The sequence below is a fragment of the Arthrobacter rhombi genome (assembly GCF_039526245.1).
Lineage (GTDB): Bacteria > Actinomycetota > Actinomycetes > Actinomycetales > Micrococcaceae > Arthrobacter_H > Arthrobacter_H rhombi.
This window is the reverse complement of record NZ_BAAAIV010000019.1, coordinates 187,936-203,349: the sequence shown is the minus strand read 5'-3', so window position 1 is coordinate 203,349 and position 15,414 is coordinate 187,936. Positions and strand designations below refer to the sequence as shown.

Genomic DNA, 15,414 nt, shown 5'->3' with positions numbered 1-15,414 from the left:
GTTGCGATGCGCTGCATGACCCATCGGGCACGTCGCAACCCCGCGGCACGTCCAGCCAGGGCCGCCTCCCCCACTCCCGGACTGGGCCCAACCACAACAAACCCTTGACGCTTCAATGGCATAGGCGTACAGTATTACTTGAAGCATCAAGTAAACCTCATAAGGAGCACATCGTGGCGAACATCAGCATCATCGGATCCGGCAACATGGGCCAGGCCATCTCGTCCATCGTCAGCGCCGGCGGAAACAACGTCGAACTCCTGAACAGCCAGGATGCCGACAAGGCAGTCTCCGGCGACATCGTCATCCTGGCTGTGCCCTACCCCGCGCTGAAGTCCATCGTCGAAGCGCGCGGCGATCAGCTGGCCGGCAAGGTCGTGGTCGACATCACCAACCCGCTGAACTTCGAGACCTTCGACTCGCTGGTTGTCCCGGCCGATTCCTCCGCCACCGCGGAGCTTGCCGCCGCCCTGCCGAAGTCCACGGTCCTCAAGGCCTTCAACACCAACTTCGCCGCCACCCTGTCCTCCCACTCGGTGGGTCCGAACGCCACCACCGTGCTCATCGCCGGTGACGACGCCGCAGCCAAGGCGGAGCTGGCGGGCATCGTTTCCGCTGGTGGAGTGAAGGCGCTGGACGCCGGCACCCTGTCCCGTGCCCGCGAACTGGAAGCCATGGGCTTCCTGCAGCTGACCTTGGCCGCAGGCGAGAAGATCCAGTGGACCGGCGGATTCGCCGTCGCCTGAGCAATCACGCCATACCGAGAGGTCGACACCCACTTGAGGGGTGCCGACCTCTCGGCATTTCATGATCAGCTCAGCCCACGCGTCGGGCCCCTCCCACCCGGTCCTCAGCCACACGCCCTCTTCCGCAGCCGAAAACACCCAGTGGCAGCGTGTAGCGCGGTACGTCCATCGCCGACGACCTTGGCATCACCCGGTGCAGCGGATTCGCTCCGCTGACCCCGTCCCGGCCGGTCAACACCACCGGCACGTTGCCGGCACCGGGCTCGCGACTGCACGTCGGAGCTCCGCAATGGTGCCGTGGAAAACGGCACTACCTGGGCCATCCCACCCGTCTACCGGCGGACCCGGTAGCGCAGGAAGACGGCCCCGGACTGGAAGACGCGCGTCTCTACCAATTCCAGGTCAGCCCGGTGCTCATCGTGGCCGAAGTAGGGCGTCCCGCCGCCGACCAGCACCGGGGACACCATGATCTGGTACTCGTCAATCAGTCCCGCAGCCGCCGCTTCGGCGGCGAGGCCCGCTCCGCCGATGGCGATGTCGTCCGTTCCCGGTTCATCCCGCAACGAGGCGATCTCCTCCGCAACGCCCCCGGTGGCCAGCCGGGCATTCCCCTGGACGTCCGGCAAGGTCCGAGAGAACACCACCTTCGGCAGCGGCTTCCAGAGTCTGGTCCATTCCCGCTCTGCGGTGCCCAGTTCCGGGTCCTCGTCGGCCGTCTCCCAGTACAGCATGGTCTCGTAGAGCCGCCGTCCCATGAGGTGGACGCCGAGCGCCTTGAGCTCGTCGAGGTAGAACTGGAAGACCTGCCCGTCCGGTTCCGACCAGTCGAACGTCCCGTCCGGCCCGACGACGTAGCCGTCCAGGGAAACGCCCATCGAATAGGTCACGCTGCGCATGGGAACCCCTTCACGTCGGTGGGGTCGATCCTAGGCGGTCCGGTAAGGAAAGACACGGCGTGCAGGGCATAGGAGCACGACGGCGGCGCTCGAGGCTTCGAGCGTTGGCAGGCCCCCCTTGTCGGCGCCCCGCCCCCCGGCTTCACGGAACTATTTCACAATGGTACTGGTGGGCGTATGATTGTGTAATGGTCATTGGCGTAGCCGACGCGGCAAGAAGGATGGGCGTCCGACCCGAAAGGGTTCTGAAGCTCATCCATGATGAGCGTGTAATTGCGCAAAAAGTTGGCAATCATTGGGTCATCGACGAAAGCGAACTCTCAAGCAAGGTCTGGCTCAAGGCTCCGGGACGGCCGTTGTCACCGAAAAACGGAATGGCCTTGGCCCAGGTACTTGAGGACAAGGAACCCGCCAACCTGAGTGCAGTCGAGAAACACCGACTCCTGAAACGCGTCAGGCATCTTCGCGCCCATGAGGACCCCAAGAGCCAACTGATGTCTTGGCTCCCTGCCCGGGCGAAGCGCTGTGACTTTTCGATCAGTCATTCCGACCTCTCGGACTTCCGCGACGACCCACGAATCAAACTCTCGGGTGTCTCTGATCCGCGATCTGGCCTCCTGCCAGGAAACGAGATCGAAGCCTATGTTTCGCTGCCGGACCTCGACCAGCTCGCAGCAGATTGGTACCTTGTCCCGGCCAGCGACCACCGGCACGCGAACGTCATCTTGCGCGCCGTCGATGGCCTTCCGGCGGACGTACCGGCCATCTTCTCTGCAGTGGACCTGGCCGAACGCCCCGGGCCACGCGAACAATCTGCATCCAGTTCCATCTTGAGGAGCGTTATCGATGGTCATTAGGCTCCCCGCGATGCTTCCCACACAGGAAGAGTCCTGGCGCGCCGTCTTCGAGATCTACGAGGCGCTTCCACACGGTTGGGTCCTCATTGGCGGCCAGGCCGTGTTCCTTCATGCCGTCGAGCGGGGTTCCGCCACACCGCGTGCGACCACTGATGCGGACGTCGGTCTGGATATCCGTACCTATCCCCAGCACCTGAGAACTTTTACATCGACCCTCCTCAGGCTGGGCTTCAAGCCACAAGGAGAATCATTGGCGGGCCACCAACATCGGTGGATCCGAGCTAATGCGGTAGTCGATGTCCTCATTCCCCGCTTCACCGGGGAACGCAGTGAAAAGCGGCCTGGCGCAACTGGCGGAACGACCATTGCCTCACCGGCAACCCAACAGGCCGTCAGACAGAGCGAAACCGTCGACGTCATGGCAGGCGATTCATTCGGAAAGGTGAACCGCCCGACGATCATGGGAGCACTCATCGGCAAAGCTGCGCCGTTGGAGATAGTGGACGACCCGGGCCGCGAACGTCATGTCATTGATTTCCTGACCTTGGCGGCGGTAGTCACGACGCGAGATCTTCGCGGATACGACGACGACCCGGCCTCCAGAAGGCATTTATCCAATATGCTCGGAAATCTTGCCAATCGACCAGCATGGATGGCGTTGCTTCCCGAGGCCGCCAACGGCGTTAAGCGCTTGAGGATATCGCTGCGGAGCTGACTTGGCAGAAGCGGCCCGACCACACGTTGCAGCCTCATGGGATTTCGGCCTCTGGGACAATGGACCCATGACGAAGTGGATCCTGCTGGCCTGCGCCATCCTCAGCGAGGTGACCGGATCGATGTCCCTGAAGGCGGCGCTCGGAAACCCGGGTTGGTACGCGGTCACGGCGGTCGGCTTCGTGGTCGCGTTCATCTGCCTCGCCGCCGTGCTGCGCCGGGGCATGCCGCTCGGTGTTGCCTACGGGATCTGGGGTGCGACCGGGGTGGCTCTCACCGCCATCGCCTCCGCCGTCGTCTTCGACGAACCGCTCACCGGCACCATGCTGGCGGGGATCGTGCTGATCATCGCCGGCGTGCTCACCGTCGAGCTCGGCTCCCAGCACGCAGCCAACAAGAGCGGGGTGGCCAGCTGATGGCGTGGATCCTGCTCCTCGCAGCCATCGTCAGCGAAGTCGGCGCCACACTCTCGCTGCGCATGGCCACCCATGGCAGCAAGTGCTGGTACGTCCCGGTCGCCGCCGGATACCTGCTGGCGTTCACCTGCCTGGCGCTGACCCTCGATGCCGGCATGGCCCTGGGCGTCGCCTACGGGATCTGGGCCGCGCTCGGCGTCGCGCTGACAGCCGTGGCCAGTCGGCTGCTCTTCAATGAACCGCTGAACTGGATCATGGCCATCGGCATCGTCCTCATCATGGGCGGGGTCCTGCTGGTGGAGACCGGCTCGGCGCACTAGCGACTCGCAAGTGCCAAGCACGGCGGCGGCGCATGCGGCTTCCAGCCGGGGGCGGCTCCTGCCAGCTCAGCGCCCGGTCTCCTCGCGGCCGGCTTCCCACCGCTGCGTATAGTCGGCCAGCAACCGTTCCAGCCGCTCCACGATGAACACGTAATAGTCGGCCATGTCGCGCAGGCGTTCGCGCTGCACCGCTGGCAGGCCCTCCCCCTTGCCCTGCGACTCCCGCGCGAAGGCAAGCAGCTCCGTCGTCGCCCTGAGCTGGTGCTCGAGGCATCCGATCCATGCATCCGAACGCCACCGGAACACGAACTGCCGCTGGCCGGCTTCCTTGAAGCGTTCCACGACCCCATTGACGATCAACAGCCGCGTGGTTTCCGAGACCGACCCCTTGCTCGCCTCAAGGGCCTCTTGGAGTTCCGTCAGGGTCATCGGCGCTTCACTGAGCATGAGCACCCCGGCGGCACGCCCGGCCATCGGCGGCCACCCCATGGCACCGCCCACGTGCAAGCCGAAGTCTTCGATCAGCGATTGCTCCAAGTCCGGCTCACTGGAGCGGGTGGGGACAGACATGCAATTCTCCTCGATTGCTCATACAAAACTGAATATTCACTCTTGACTGAACATGTGACCTACAGCATAGTGGAATCCGTGGCCAATTCACGACACGAAGCCATCGGTTACCTGAGTTTATGCAAGGGAGATACAGCGTGACGAACGAACACTGGGATGTCATTGTGGTCGGCGCAGGGTCGTCCGGTGCGGCATTTGCGACGCGCACGGCCGAGAAGGGCAAGCGGGTACTGCTATTGGAAGCCGGCAGGGACTACCGGTCGGCCGAGATGCACGAGGCATGGAGGTCGCCGAATCCGGTGGTGGCATTGATGGACCCCACGGCGGTCGACGGGATGGTCTGGACCTGCCTGAATGCAACGCGAACCGATAGCCAGCGGGCGGCTCCCTATTGGCGGGGGCGAGGCGTCGGCGGCAGCTCATCGATCAACGGACAAATCGCCATACGCCCACCCATGGAGGACTTCCAGGAGTGGGCAGACTCCGGTTCCACCGGGTGGGCCCCGGATGATGTGTTGCCGTACTTCGCCAAGCTGGAAGACGACGCTGAATTCGGGGACCGATCCCATCATGGCCGGGGCGGCCCGACGCCCATCTATCGCGCTCCCCAAGACCGTTGGGGTGCCGTTGACACGGCACTGTCGGCAGCAGCGCTTGCCTCCGGCTTCGAGTGGGCCGCCGACGTCAACGCGCCCGGCGCGACCGGGGTGTCGACCTATCCCATCAACTCCCGGGACGGGCGACGCGTCTCGACCAACGACGCCTACCTGGAGGGTGCGCGTGGCCTGGAGAACCTCACCATCCGTGGGGACGCCCTCGCGGACAGGGTCCTCTTCGAGGGCAACCGGGCTGTCGGGATCAGCTATCTCGTGGACGGGAAGCCGATGAGCGAGCACGCGGACACCATCGTCCTCAGTGCCGGCGTCGTCCATTCACCGGCGATCCTCCTGCGCTCCGGCATCGGGCCGGAAGGCCATCTTCGTTCGCTCGGCATCGAGCTGCTTGCCGATCTTCCCGTCGGACAGGGAATGCAGGATCACCCCATGGCCGTCATTTCGCTGCCACTGGCCACGGATGCCGCCAACAAGACACCACATGACCGGCACACCAACGTCTGCGTCCGCTGGAACAGCGGCCCGGAAGCCCCGGCCAACGACCTGATGTTCGTCTCCATGAACCAAAGCGTCCTGGCCATGGCGACCGCCAACACAGGGGCAGAATTCGGAGCCTACGGCATCTGGCTCAACCTGAATTACTCACGCGGCGAGCTGACCCTCGCCTCTCCGGATCCGACGGACCAGCCGGTCGTCCACCAGCACATGCTCTCCGATGAGCGGGACCTCGCCCGCATGCGCGTCGGAGTGCGGAAACTGGTCGAGCTGGCCTGCAGCGACGCCACCGCGCCGATCATCGCCGGCTCGATCGAAGCCGAGAATCAGGCATTGTTCGACGTGCTCGACGATGACGACCAGCTCGATGCCTACCTTCTGGCTACGGTCGGGGACGCCCAGCACGGAACGAGCACGTGCCGGATGGGGGCCGTCGATCATCCCGACACGGTCGTGGATCCGATGTGTCGGGTTCTCGGTTTCGAGGGGTTGCACGTCGTCGACGCTTCCATCTTCCCCTCGGTCCCTCGGGCCAACACCAACCTGGCCGCGATCATGGTCGGCGAGCTGATGGCCGATCGCCTGGCCTGACCTTTCCGGTTCGAGCGCCAGGCAGCGCAAAGCACCACGCCACCCCACTTCACTACAGCCGTCCCCACCCAAGGAGTATGTGTCCATCATGAAAACCCTCCAGAACCACATCGGAGGCACCTGGACGGATTCGCACAGCGGGTCCTTCCTCGACCTCGTCAACCCCACCACCGAGGAAACCATCGCCCAATTGCCCGCAGGTTCCCCTGACGACGTGGACCAGGCAGTAGGTGCAGCCGTGGCAGCCCATACCGCATGGGCCGCCCTGCCGGTGGCCGATCGCGTCGCCCGCATCCAGGCCAGTGCCGGCCGCATCGCCGAACATGCCGACGAGTTGGCCGAACTCGAGTACCGGGAAATGGGCAAACCCGTCGGCCTGGGGCGCATGTTCCTGGACGGTGCCATTGCCACCCTCAAAGCGTCGGCCGCCGAGGCACTCTCGTACCCCTTCGAGGAAAACCTGTCCCTACCCGACGGAAGCCGCACCCGGATCCTACGCCACCCGGTCGGCGTCGCCGCACTGATCACCCCCTGGAACTTCCCGGTCCCGATGGTCCTCGGAGCCCTCGGTCCGCTGCTGGCCGCGGGCAACACCGTGGTCGTCAAGCCCTCGGAACGCTCCCCACTGGCCACGGCCCGGCTGTTCGAACTGCTCGACCTACCCGCCGGGGTGGTGAACTTGGTCCTCGGCGACGCCCGGGCCGGAAAACCGCTGGTCGGCCACGAGCACGTCGGGCTCGTGCACTTCACCGGCTCCGTCGCCGCAGGCCGCCAGGTCGGCGCCGAAAGCGGCGAACTGCTCCACCGTGCGATCCTCGAGCTCGGCGGAAAAGACCCCGTGGTGGTCGACGCCGACGTGGATGTCGCAGCCACGGCACAAGCGGTGGCCTTCGGAGCGTTCGTGAACACCGGCCAGATCTGCACGTCGATGGAACGCATCTACGTCCACCAGGACATCGCCGAGGCGTTCGTCGACGCCCTGGTGGAAGCTTCCCAGGCCTACGCCATGGGCGACGGGCTCGCCGAAGGGGCGATGTTCGGCCCCCTCGTCGACGAGCGCCAGCGCTCCATCGTCCACCACCATGTCCAGGATGCCGTATCCCGCGGAGCCACAGTGCGCACCGGCGGCCAGATTCCGGATCGTCTCGGGTTCTTCTACCCCGCCACCGTCCTCACCAATGTCGACGATACGATGCTGGTGATGACCGAGGAGACGTTCGGCCCGATCGCGCCGATCGTCGTCGTGCCCACGTTCGAGGAGGGGCTCAAGCAGGCCTCGGGGACCGAGTTCGGCTTGGCCGCCACGGTCTTCACCCAAAACCCGAAGCACATGGACGCTGCCTCCCGGATCCCCGCCGGCGTCGTATGGGTCAACCAGTGGCAGGGCGGCGGACCCGAGCGGCTCTACGAACCCGCCGGCGCCAGCGGCATGGGGGCCACAGGGTCCTCGGCTGCCTACGATGCCGCCACCCGACCGGCATCCACCCACATTGCCGCCGCTCCGGTGCAGGAGCCGACGGCGACGGCGACGGCAGAACCCGTGGTGGAGGCCAGCCGGTGACGTTCACGGGAACCGCCCTGAAGTCCGTCATCGAGGAGCGGGTCCGCGCCGCCTCGGACACCCTGCTCGAGCTCTCGCACCGGATCCACGCCCACCCGGAGCTGGCGTTCGAGGAGGTCAAGGCCAGCGGCTGGGTCGCCGAGGCCCTCGCTAGCGCGGGGTTCGACGTCGAGCACGGCTGCTACGACCTGCCGACGGCAGTGCGCGCGACCATTGGTTCGGGCCCGGTCCACATCGGGATCTGCGCCGAATACGACGCGCTGCCGGGGATCGGACACGCCTGCGGCCACAACCTGATCGCCGCCGCCGCGGTCGGTGCCGGCATCGGCCTGGCCGACGTCGCCGACGAGCTGGGCCTGACCGTCACCATCTTGGGGACGCCCGCGGAGGAAGGCGGGGGCGGCAAGATCCTGATGCTCGAACGCGGCGCTTTCGCCGGACTCGACGTCGCCATGATGGTCCACCCGGCCCCGGTGGAGATGGCGGCCATGCCGGGCACCGCGGTCTGCCAGCTGGACGTGTCCTACCGGGGCAAGCCGGCCCACGCGGGGGCCTACCCCGAGGAAGGCATCAACGCCGCAGACGCCATGACGGTCGCCCAGCTCGCCATCGGACTGCTGCGCCAGCAGACGCGTCGCGATGACAAGATCGCGGGCATCGTCACCGAGGCCGGATCCGCTGCGAACATCATCCCGGAGGCCAGCCGCGGGCACTGGATCCTGCGCTCCGACACCGCCGAGGCGCTGACGGCGCTGAAGGAACGGGTGCTGCGGTGCTTCGAAGCCGGAGCCCTGGCGACGGGTTGCGACCTGGCCGTTAAGCCGACCGGACCGGACTACGCGGACCTGCGTCCCGACGACGCCCTGCTGGGATATTACCGGGCCAACGCCGAGGCGCTCGGCAGGGTCTTCCCGGAGGTGCCCGCCGGATTCGCCGGCGCCGCCACCGACATGGGCAACGTCTCCCACGTCATCCCGACCATCCACCCCATCCTCGGTCTCGATTGCGCACCGGCGGGGAACCACCAACCCGAATTCACCGCGGCCTGCATCACCCCTGCGGCCGACCATGCCGTCATCGAAGGCGCCATCGCCATGGCATGGACCGCGGCCGACTTCGCTACCGCCACTTAGTCTTCACCACCCTTTAGGTCCATGCCGAGCACGCGGCGGACGGGCAGCCGTCCGCCGCGGTCGTCCTCCATCCGGTGCAGTCCGATCTTTTCCGCAACACGCTCCGAGGCACGGTTCGCAGGGTGCACGATTGCCACGATTTCACCGGCATCGGTAATCGAGCGTGCATAATCACGGCACGCGCTGGCCGCCTCCGTCGCGAGCCCGAGCCCCTGCCAGACGGTACCGACGTGGTATCCGACCTCGAGCTTCTCCACGCCATTGACCTTCTGCCACGTCAATCCGCAGTCGCCGACGAAGTCACCCGCGAGCGTCTCGATGATCCACAGTCCATAACCGTATTCGGCATAGTTGCGCTCGTTCCAGGCGATCCATTCGGCGGCCTGATGTCGGTTCTTGGGCGAGGGGTAGAAACGCATGACTCCCGGATCCCCCAGCAGCCCGGCCATCAGATCCAGGTCGGCCAGACCCATCTCGCGGAAGCGCAGTCGTGTCGTCTCACCTAGTGGCATGGCGCCCACGTTACCGGTGGCCGCGCCAATCAGTCCCGGAACTGCTCAAACACCGTGTACATGAAGTCGCTGCCCTGTTTCAGCGCCTCCACGTAGATCCGCTCGTTGTTGCCGTGCATGGCGATCAGCTGCTCGTTGTCCAGTACGTACGGGTACACGCCGTACCCGGGGATGCCCTTCTCCCGCCACGGAGCCAAACTGGTGCCCGCTTCGAACAAGGCAGGGGCGAACGCCGCGTTGGGGTAGGTCGCCTTCGCCGACGACGCGATCGCCTTGAACAGGTCGGTCTCCACGTCGGCCGGAGGGGTCGCCCACGTCTTGTCCAGTTGGTCGAGCGTCTCTGCTTCGCTCATCCCGTCGGACACGGCCAGCTCGACCGTGATCCCGCGCTTCTTCATCATCTTGCGCACTTGGGCCAGGAAGTCCCGCGGCTTCTGCCCGCCCGGGATGGCCCGGCAGTTCACCCGGACGTGGGCGGAGGACGGGATGACATTCTCCTTGTAGCCGGCGTCCTCGATGACGAACGCCCGGGTGGTCCGCAGCAGCGCGCCGTGCAGGTACGGGTAGCTGGAGCGCTTCACCATCACGGCAGCGGCGCGTTCCAGTGAGTTCTGGTTGTGCGCCTTCAGCATCAGCCGGATCGCCTGCTTGAAACGACGGTCGGTGGATGCGTCGGCGAGCGCGGAGAAGTACTCGCGGGTGACCTTCGTCAGGTGCACGGGCGCCTGCCACTCCCCCAGTTCGGCAACGCCACGGGACAAGGCCACGACGGCCGAGTCGGGCATGGGCTTCGAGGAGTGCGTCGCGGTCCCGTCGGCGGTAAGGTCCAGGTTGAAGTAGACCTTGTCCTGCCGGGTGGCGGTGATGAGCATGGGGGTGGTCTTGTCATCCTGGGCCAGGAACCAGCCACCCTCGGTCAGGACCGCGCCGGCATCGAGCTTGTCCCAGTGGTTCTTGGCCAACCAGGAGGACCCGAAGGATCCGGCCTCCTCGTCGCAGTCGGTGAGGACGATGATGTCGCGGTCGAACGTCGCACCTTCGGCCAGGTGGCGCAGCAGGGCGCTGATGGTCGCGGAGTTGGCGCCCTTCATGTCCAGCGCGCCGCGCCCGTAGACCTCGCCGTCGCGCACCTCGCCCGCGAACGGGTCCACGTCCCAATTCTCCGGCTCCACCGGCACCACGTCCGAGTGCCCCAGGATCAGCAGCGGCTTGGCCGTTCCGGTGCCGGGGATGCGGGCCAGCAGGTGCACGTTGTCCGGTTGCGGCGTATCGATGATCTCCACCGGGACGCCAGCCCGCTCCCACACCGTCTGGAGCATTTCGGCGTGCTTCCGGGTCTTGGCTCCCTGACCGTGGTTTTGGGTGTCGAAGCGCAGCATCCGCTGCAGCAGGTCCAGCGCGTTCTGGTCGGCGTCGGGGATGGCCGCGGCTGCGGAGGCCGGTCGGGTGGCACCGGTTCCGGCGAACAGGCCCGCTCCCCCGAGGCCCGCGACACCCAGTGCCGCCGCACCTCCCAGGAAAGCACGACGGCGGACGGGGCTGGTGGTCATGCTGGACAGGATGCGCTGGTCGGAAATGGGGAGGCTCCTCGTTTCGATTCTTGTAAATCACTCCACGAATGGCCTCACCATTGCCTCAACGGAAGTCGCAATCAATACATGGCACACCTCACGATCGCCAAGCGGTGTGATGGGCGCGGTGAACGGGCCCCCAAACCGTGGGAAAGTCGTCACGGACAGGTCGCGGCGAAGCTCCCTCATGTTCACCCTCCCTCGGAACAGTGGGACGCGGACCGGCCCGTCGGCCGGACCTTCCGCTCGCACCCGAAGGACCCCTTGACCACACAGACCACGCCACCCCACGGCACGCGTCGACGGCTGAAATTGTCCCTGGCAGCCTGCCTGGCCGTCGCAGCCACCGGCACGCTGCTCTCCCCCGCAATGGCACTATCCGCCCCGGCGGCAGCCCCCGCCGCCCAACCGGCAAAACCCGCGGGAGGCGCCTGGGAGCAGAACGCCTATCGCGGACACGTCGACGTGGTCCGCGCGCCGGAAGGAAGCAGCACGCCCGCTCCCAAGGCCCTGACCGGCGTCGTCTTCGATGACCGCAACCGGGACTCCCACCAGGACAAGAACGAGCGCGGCATGCGCGGGGTCACCGTCTCCAACGGCCGCGACACCGTGAAGACGGACGCGAAGGGCCGTTACGAGCTCCCGGTGTTCGAGAACATGACGGCGTTCGTGACCCAACCGCGCGGCTACCAGGTCCCCGTCGACGAGGACAACGTCGCCCAGTTCTTCTACAACCACTTGCCCGCCGGATCGCCGAAGCTCAAGTACGGAGGCATCGCCCCTACCGGCGCCACGCCACAGGCAGTGAACTTCCCGCTGGCTAAATCGAAAGCCACCGCCTCGCCCACGCAGGCCTGCGCCATCGGCGCCGACGTGCAGACCTATAACAGCAAAGAGGTCGAGTACGCGCGCCACGGGGTCTTCACCGACCTGGCCAAGCGCACCGACTACGCCGGCTGTGGGGCCCTGTTCATCGGCGACGTAGTCGGTGATGACCTCTCGGTGTTCACCCAGACCCGAGACCTGACCGCCATGCTCAACGGGCCGGCACGCTTCCTGCCCGGCAACCACGACATCGACTACGACGCCCAGAACCAGCAGAATGAATTCGATTCCTTCCGCGCCCAGTTCGGCCCGGAGTACTACTCCTACGATGCCGGCAAGGCCCACGTGGTCGCGTTGAGCAACATCGAATACCCCACCAAGGTCCCCGCGAAGAAGAGCGACTACACCTACGCCCTCGGCGAGCAGCAGCTCGAATGGCTGCGCCAGGACATCGCCAACACCCCCCAGAACAAGCCCATCATCCTCGCCGGCCACGCCCCGCTGCTGGAGTTCTACTACAGCGACTCCCATCAGGTGCGGGAGCTGCAGGAGATCTACAAGATCCTCGAGGGTCGCAACGTCACCTCCCTTGGCGGGCACACCCACATGAATGAGAACCTGCGCGCCGGGGACATGCTCGCCGGGTGGAAGGGCAAGGTCGGCGCCGAGGGCCTGCCCTTCACGCATCTGACCGTCTCCGCGGTCGCCGGCCACTGGTACAGCGGACGCGAGCTCCCCGGCGGCTACCGCACCTCCGTCCAGCGCGACGGCACTCCTCCGGGCGTCCTGACCCTGGACATCAAGAACCAGCAGGTCGTCGAACGCTTCACTGTCCAGGGCGGCGACGATTCAGACCAGATGGCCCTGGGACTGAACACCCCGGCCTACCGCGACTGGTACCAGGAAAACGTCACCAAGCCACGCGGCGAAGCGGACGAGCTCAAGGATCCGCTCGTCGTCCCCCGGGCCGACCTCGGCGACACCTGGTTGACCAGCAACTTCTGGACCGGCTCCACCGGCTCGAAGGTCACGGTCTCCGTCGACGGCGCCGCGCCCACCCGTGCCACGCGCACTCAGGACCTGAAGGGCGAGGACGTCAAGACCGGCGTCGAGTACTCCGACCCGGCAGCCATCCAGGAGCAGTTCGTCGGCGGGGGCGGACTGGCTGACCGCACCATGCACCTCTGGCGTCTGGACCTCCCGCAGGACCTGCCCGTCGGAAAGCACACCGCGAAGGTCACCGCCACCGACGTCCACGGCAGGTCTTTCACCGAATCGCTGCCCTTCGAGGTCACGCAGTAGGGGAAGAACGCACCGCATTTCCAACGCAAAAGGGCGGAGCACGACGGCGGGGTCTCACCTCCGCGGTCCTGCTCCGCCCTCAGCGGTTCGCCCAATTTGCCGACTTTTGACAAAAAATCGAGTGAAATTCATATTGCTGGAAATACTGCACCTAATATGATCAGCCGCTCCACTTGAACGCCAGATATGTTCCGCACATGTATAGATACTCCAACGGATGCGCTATACGCTGTGGCCATCATCGCTCGCCCCCGGGGGTTTCGGGACAGAGCAAGACACAAGGAGAAGTTCCATGAAACGGAAGTTGTCGACGCTGATAATCGCCACCGCATTCGTAGCTCCGCTGTCGCTCCTCGGCATCAGCCCTGCGGCGGCAGCAACAGCGCCCAGTTGCGTCAAAGTCGTCAAAACCACGTGGAAGGACCACGGCATCACGAAACCAGCCGTCCAAGTCACCAACCGATGCAAGACCACCCAGCGCGTCAAGGTCATCTGGGCCTGGGGCTTCGACGGCTCCTGCCACTCCTACAAGCCCAACTACACCCACAAAGACGGCAGCGGAAAAGGCGCGAAGTTCGACGAACTCAGGAAGTGCTAGAACCCACCGTCCCATCGCCACTGCGGGCCCCTCCGCAAGTACAGCACCCCGGGTCTATCGCCCGGGGTGCTGTCTGCCCTGGTGGACGGCCACTGCGACGCACACTCGTGCTCAACTGAAACAACGGCCCCATGACGAAGTGGATCCTGCTGTCCTGCGCCATCCTCAGTGAGGTGACCGGCTCCATGTCGCTCAAGGCGGCAATGGGCCACCCCGGTTGGCACGCGGTGACCGCCGTCGGATTCGTGGTGGCATTCATCTGCTTGTCAGGCGTGCTGCGCCGGGGCATGCCGCTGGGCATCGCCTACGGAATCTGGGGCGCCACCGGCGTAGCCCTCACCGCCATCTCCTCCGCCGTCGTCTTCAACGAGTCACTCACCGGCACGATGTTGGCCGGCATCGCCCTCATCATCGCCGGCGTCCTCACCGTCGAGCTCGGCTCCCAACGGGCAGCAGACCAGGCCAAGGTCTCCGGCTGATGGCCTGACTCCTCCTCCTCGCCGCGATCGCCAGCGAAGTCGGCGCGGCTCTGTCGCCGCGCATGGCCACCCATGGGAGGTCCCCAGCGCTGCCCACCCTGCACCTCAACGGTGGGGGCCGAGCTCAGGAATTCGGGGCCCGAAGCGGCGGCATCCAGCAGAGCATGAGCCCACCCCGTCCCCGGGCAACTGCCCGGCGGCGCTACAGTGGCCCCAACGAACTCCAGGAGAATCCATTGACTTGTTGCAGCGGGCCGGCCCGACCGGAACCATCCACAGTCGCGGGCGGCACGGCCGTCCCCGGTATCCAGGCATCTGCCGGTGAGCCCGGACGGTTGGTTTCCGGCGTCAGCTTGCCCGGCGGGACCTTCCGCATGGGTGATGCCTGGGGCGAAGGCTACCCCCAGGACGGTGAAGGCCCGGTCCATGAGGTGGCGATCTCGCCCTTCCAGATGGACGCCACGACCGTGACCAACGCAGAATTCCACCGCTTCGTCGACGCGACAGGGTTCCGCACCGAGTCCGAGGAGTACGGGTTCTCTGCGGTCTTCCACTTGCTGGTCGAGGCCGACGACCGTGACATCCTCGGGCGCTCCAGCGAGGTGCCGTGGTGGATCACCGTGCGTGGCGCCGATTGGGCGCACCCCAGGGGGCCGCGCTCGTCCTGGGAGGAGGACCCACAGTTGCCGGTGGTCCAGGTGTCCTTCAACGACGCCGTCGCCTACTGCCACTGGGCCGGCCGATCGCTGCCATCCGAGGCTCAATGGGAATATGCGGCGCGCGGGGGCCTCGAATCCCGCCGGTATGCCTGGGGCGATGACCTGCTGGGACCGAACGGCGAACACCTCTGCAACATCTGGCAGGGCCGTTTCCCCCTGCAGAACACGCTCGACGACGGCTACCTCGGCCCGGCGCCCGTGGCCACCTTCCCGGCCAACGGCTTCGGCCTGCAGGAGATGGCGGGCAACGTCTGGGAGTGGTGCGCCGACTGGTTCGACCCCACCTACTACCGCCACTCCCCCGGCCAGGACCCGGCTGGACCGGCCACGGGATCCGCACGTGTCATGCGGGGCGGTTCCTTTCTGTGCCACGATTCCTACTGCAACCGGTACCGCGTCTCAGCACGGTCGGCCAACACCCCGGATTCGGCCAGTAGCAACCTCGGATTCCGAACGGTCGCCGCAGCTGCCGGGTAGTCCGGGCGCCCGCCGTGC

At 66.0% G+C, this 15,414-nt stretch carries 16 protein-coding genes; 12 read left to right on the top strand and 4 right to left on the bottom strand.

From position 1 onward, the window contains the following. The first annotated feature begins 173 nt into the window (after positions 1-173). Positions 174-746, top strand: coding sequence for an NADPH-dependent F420 reductase (locus ABD088_RS15110; RefSeq protein ID WP_343902792.1), 573 nt, complete (start codon positions 174-176; stop codon positions 744-746). A 332-nt stretch (positions 747-1,078) separates the two neighbouring features. On the opposite strand, the gene ABD088_RS15105 is transcribed toward ABD088_RS15110, so the two are convergent. Next, positions 1,079-1,642: a dihydrofolate reductase family protein gene (locus ABD088_RS15105; RefSeq protein ID WP_343902791.1), complete on the bottom strand. Its 564-nt coding sequence runs from the start codon at positions 1,640-1,642 to the stop codon at positions 1,079-1,081. A 188-nt stretch (positions 1,643-1,830) separates the two neighbouring features. Between ABD088_RS15105 and ABD088_RS15100 the strand changes: the two genes are divergently transcribed. From ABD088_RS15100 to ABD088_RS15085, 4 genes are all read left to right on the top strand, one after another. Next, the gene (locus ABD088_RS15100; protein WP_343902790.1) at positions 1,831-2,499 is read left to right on the top strand and encodes a helix-turn-helix domain-containing protein; all 669 of its coding nucleotides are present in this window, start codon (positions 1,831-1,833) and stop codon (positions 2,497-2,499) included. Positions 2,500-2,509: 10 nt separating this feature from the next. Then, a complete protein-coding gene (locus ABD088_RS15095; protein WP_343902789.1) occupies positions 2,510-3,214 on the top strand; it encodes a hypothetical protein in 705 nt (234 codons plus the stop codon). Positions 3,215-3,281: 67 nt separating this feature from the next. Then, positions 3,282-3,629 (top strand): DMT family transporter, encoded by a 348-nt coding sequence (locus tag ABD088_RS15090; RefSeq protein ID WP_343902787.1) that lies wholly within the window; start codon positions 3,282-3,284, stop codon positions 3,627-3,629. Further along, positions 3,629-3,949: a DMT family transporter gene (locus ABD088_RS15085; RefSeq protein WP_343902786.1), complete on the top strand. Its 321-nt coding sequence runs from the start codon at positions 3,629-3,631 to the stop codon at positions 3,947-3,949. Before ABD088_RS15090 ends, ABD088_RS15085 begins: the two co-directional genes overlap by 1 nt. Before the next feature lie 66 nt (positions 3,950-4,015). On the opposite strand, the gene ABD088_RS15080 is transcribed toward ABD088_RS15085, so the two are convergent. Continuing rightward, entirely contained in the window at positions 4,016-4,519 is a 504-nt protein-coding gene (locus ABD088_RS15080; protein ID WP_343902785.1) for a GbsR/MarR family transcriptional regulator, read from the bottom strand. Positions 4,520-4,656: 137 nt separating this feature from the next. Between ABD088_RS15080 and ABD088_RS15075 the strand changes: the two genes are divergently transcribed. The 3 genes from ABD088_RS15075 to ABD088_RS15065 all read left to right on the top strand — a co-directional run bounded on the left by ABD088_RS15075 (position 4,657) and on the right by ABD088_RS15065 (position 8,913). Beyond that, positions 4,657-6,219, top strand: coding sequence for a GMC family oxidoreductase (locus ABD088_RS15075; protein WP_343902784.1), 1,563 nt, complete (start codon positions 4,657-4,659; stop codon positions 6,217-6,219). Between the two features lie 88 nt (positions 6,220-6,307). After that, positions 6,308-7,780, top strand: coding sequence for an aldehyde dehydrogenase family protein (locus tag ABD088_RS15070; protein WP_343902783.1), 1,473 nt, complete (start codon positions 6,308-6,310; stop codon positions 7,778-7,780). Next, entirely contained in the window at positions 7,777-8,913 is a 1,137-nt protein-coding gene (locus ABD088_RS15065; RefSeq protein ID WP_343902782.1) for a M20 family metallopeptidase, read from the top strand. Before ABD088_RS15070 ends, ABD088_RS15065 begins: the two co-directional genes overlap by 4 nt. Here ABD088_RS15065 and ABD088_RS15060 read toward each other — a convergent pair. Both ABD088_RS15060 and ABD088_RS15055 read right to left on the bottom strand, forming a co-directional pair. Beyond that, positions 8,910-9,425 carry a GNAT family N-acetyltransferase gene (locus tag ABD088_RS15060; protein ID WP_343902781.1) on the bottom strand — a complete coding sequence of 172 codons (516 nt, stop codon included), beginning with the start codon at positions 9,423-9,425 and terminating at the stop codon, positions 8,910-8,912. The two genes, ABD088_RS15065 and ABD088_RS15060, sit on opposite strands and share 4 nt — an antisense overlap. A 29-nt stretch (positions 9,426-9,454) precedes the next feature. Next, the gene (locus tag ABD088_RS15055) at positions 9,455-10,975 is read right to left on the bottom strand and encodes a M20/M25/M40 family metallo-hydrolase (protein WP_343902780.1); all 1,521 of its coding nucleotides are present in this window, start codon (positions 10,973-10,975) and stop codon (positions 9,455-9,457) included. 285 nt (positions 10,976-11,260) lie between these two features. On the opposite strand from ABD088_RS15055, the gene ABD088_RS15050 reads away from it, so the two are divergent. From ABD088_RS15050 to ABD088_RS15035, 4 genes are all read left to right on the top strand, one after another. Further along, positions 11,261-13,123 (top strand): calcineurin-like phosphoesterase C-terminal domain-containing protein, encoded by a 1,863-nt coding sequence (locus ABD088_RS15050; RefSeq protein ID WP_343902779.1) that lies wholly within the window; start codon positions 11,261-11,263, stop codon positions 13,121-13,123. Positions 13,124-13,415: 292 nt separating this feature from the next. Then, positions 13,416-13,721 (top strand): hypothetical protein, encoded by a 306-nt coding sequence (locus ABD088_RS15045; protein ID WP_343902778.1) that lies wholly within the window; start codon positions 13,416-13,418, stop codon positions 13,719-13,721. 131 nt (positions 13,722-13,852) lie between these two features. Continuing rightward, positions 13,853-14,200 (top strand): DMT family transporter, encoded by a 348-nt coding sequence (locus ABD088_RS15040; RefSeq protein WP_343902777.1) that lies wholly within the window; start codon positions 13,853-13,855, stop codon positions 14,198-14,200. Between the two features lie 164 nt (positions 14,201-14,364). Next, a complete protein-coding gene (locus ABD088_RS15035) occupies positions 14,365-15,396 on the top strand; it encodes a formylglycine-generating enzyme family protein (protein WP_372710990.1) in 1,032 nt (343 codons plus the stop codon). Positions 15,397-15,414: the final 18 nt, after the last annotated feature.

Coding starts and splice junctions, on each gene's coding strand:
- ABD088_RS15055 (WP_343902780.1), bottom strand. CDS start 10,975: ATGACCACCAGCCCCGTCCGCCGTCGTGCTTTCCTGGGAGGTGCGGCG.
- ABD088_RS15040 (WP_343902777.1), top strand. CDS start 13,853: ATGACGAAGTGGATCCTGCTGTCCTGCGCCATCCTCAGTGAGGTGACC.
- ABD088_RS15060 (WP_343902781.1), bottom strand. CDS start 9,425: ATGCCACTAGGTGAGACGACACGACTGCGCTTCCGCGAGATGGGTCTG.
- ABD088_RS15095 (WP_343902789.1), top strand. CDS start 2,510: ATGCTTCCCACACAGGAAGAGTCCTGGCGCGCCGTCTTCGAGATCTAC.
- ABD088_RS15085 (WP_343902786.1), top strand. CDS start 3,629: ATGGCGTGGATCCTGCTCCTCGCAGCCATCGTCAGCGAAGTCGGCGCC.
- ABD088_RS15070 (WP_343902783.1), top strand. CDS start 6,308: ATGAAAACCCTCCAGAACCACATCGGAGGCACCTGGACGGATTCGCAC.
- ABD088_RS15080 (WP_343902785.1), bottom strand. CDS start 4,519: ATGTCTGTCCCCACCCGCTCCAGTGAGCCGGACTTGGAGCAATCGCTG.
- ABD088_RS15035 (WP_372710990.1), top strand. CDS start 14,365: ATGAGCCCACCCCGTCCCCGGGCAACTGCCCGGCGGCGCTACAGTGGC.
- ABD088_RS15090 (WP_343902787.1), top strand. CDS start 3,282: ATGACGAAGTGGATCCTGCTGGCCTGCGCCATCCTCAGCGAGGTGACC.
- ABD088_RS15045 (WP_343902778.1), top strand. CDS start 13,416: ATGAAACGGAAGTTGTCGACGCTGATAATCGCCACCGCATTCGTAGCT.
- ABD088_RS15105 (WP_343902791.1), bottom strand. CDS start 1,642: ATGCGCAGCGTGACCTATTCGATGGGCGTTTCCCTGGACGGCTACGTC.
- ABD088_RS15100 (WP_343902790.1), top strand. CDS start 1,831: ATGGTCATTGGCGTAGCCGACGCGGCAAGAAGGATGGGCGTCCGACCC.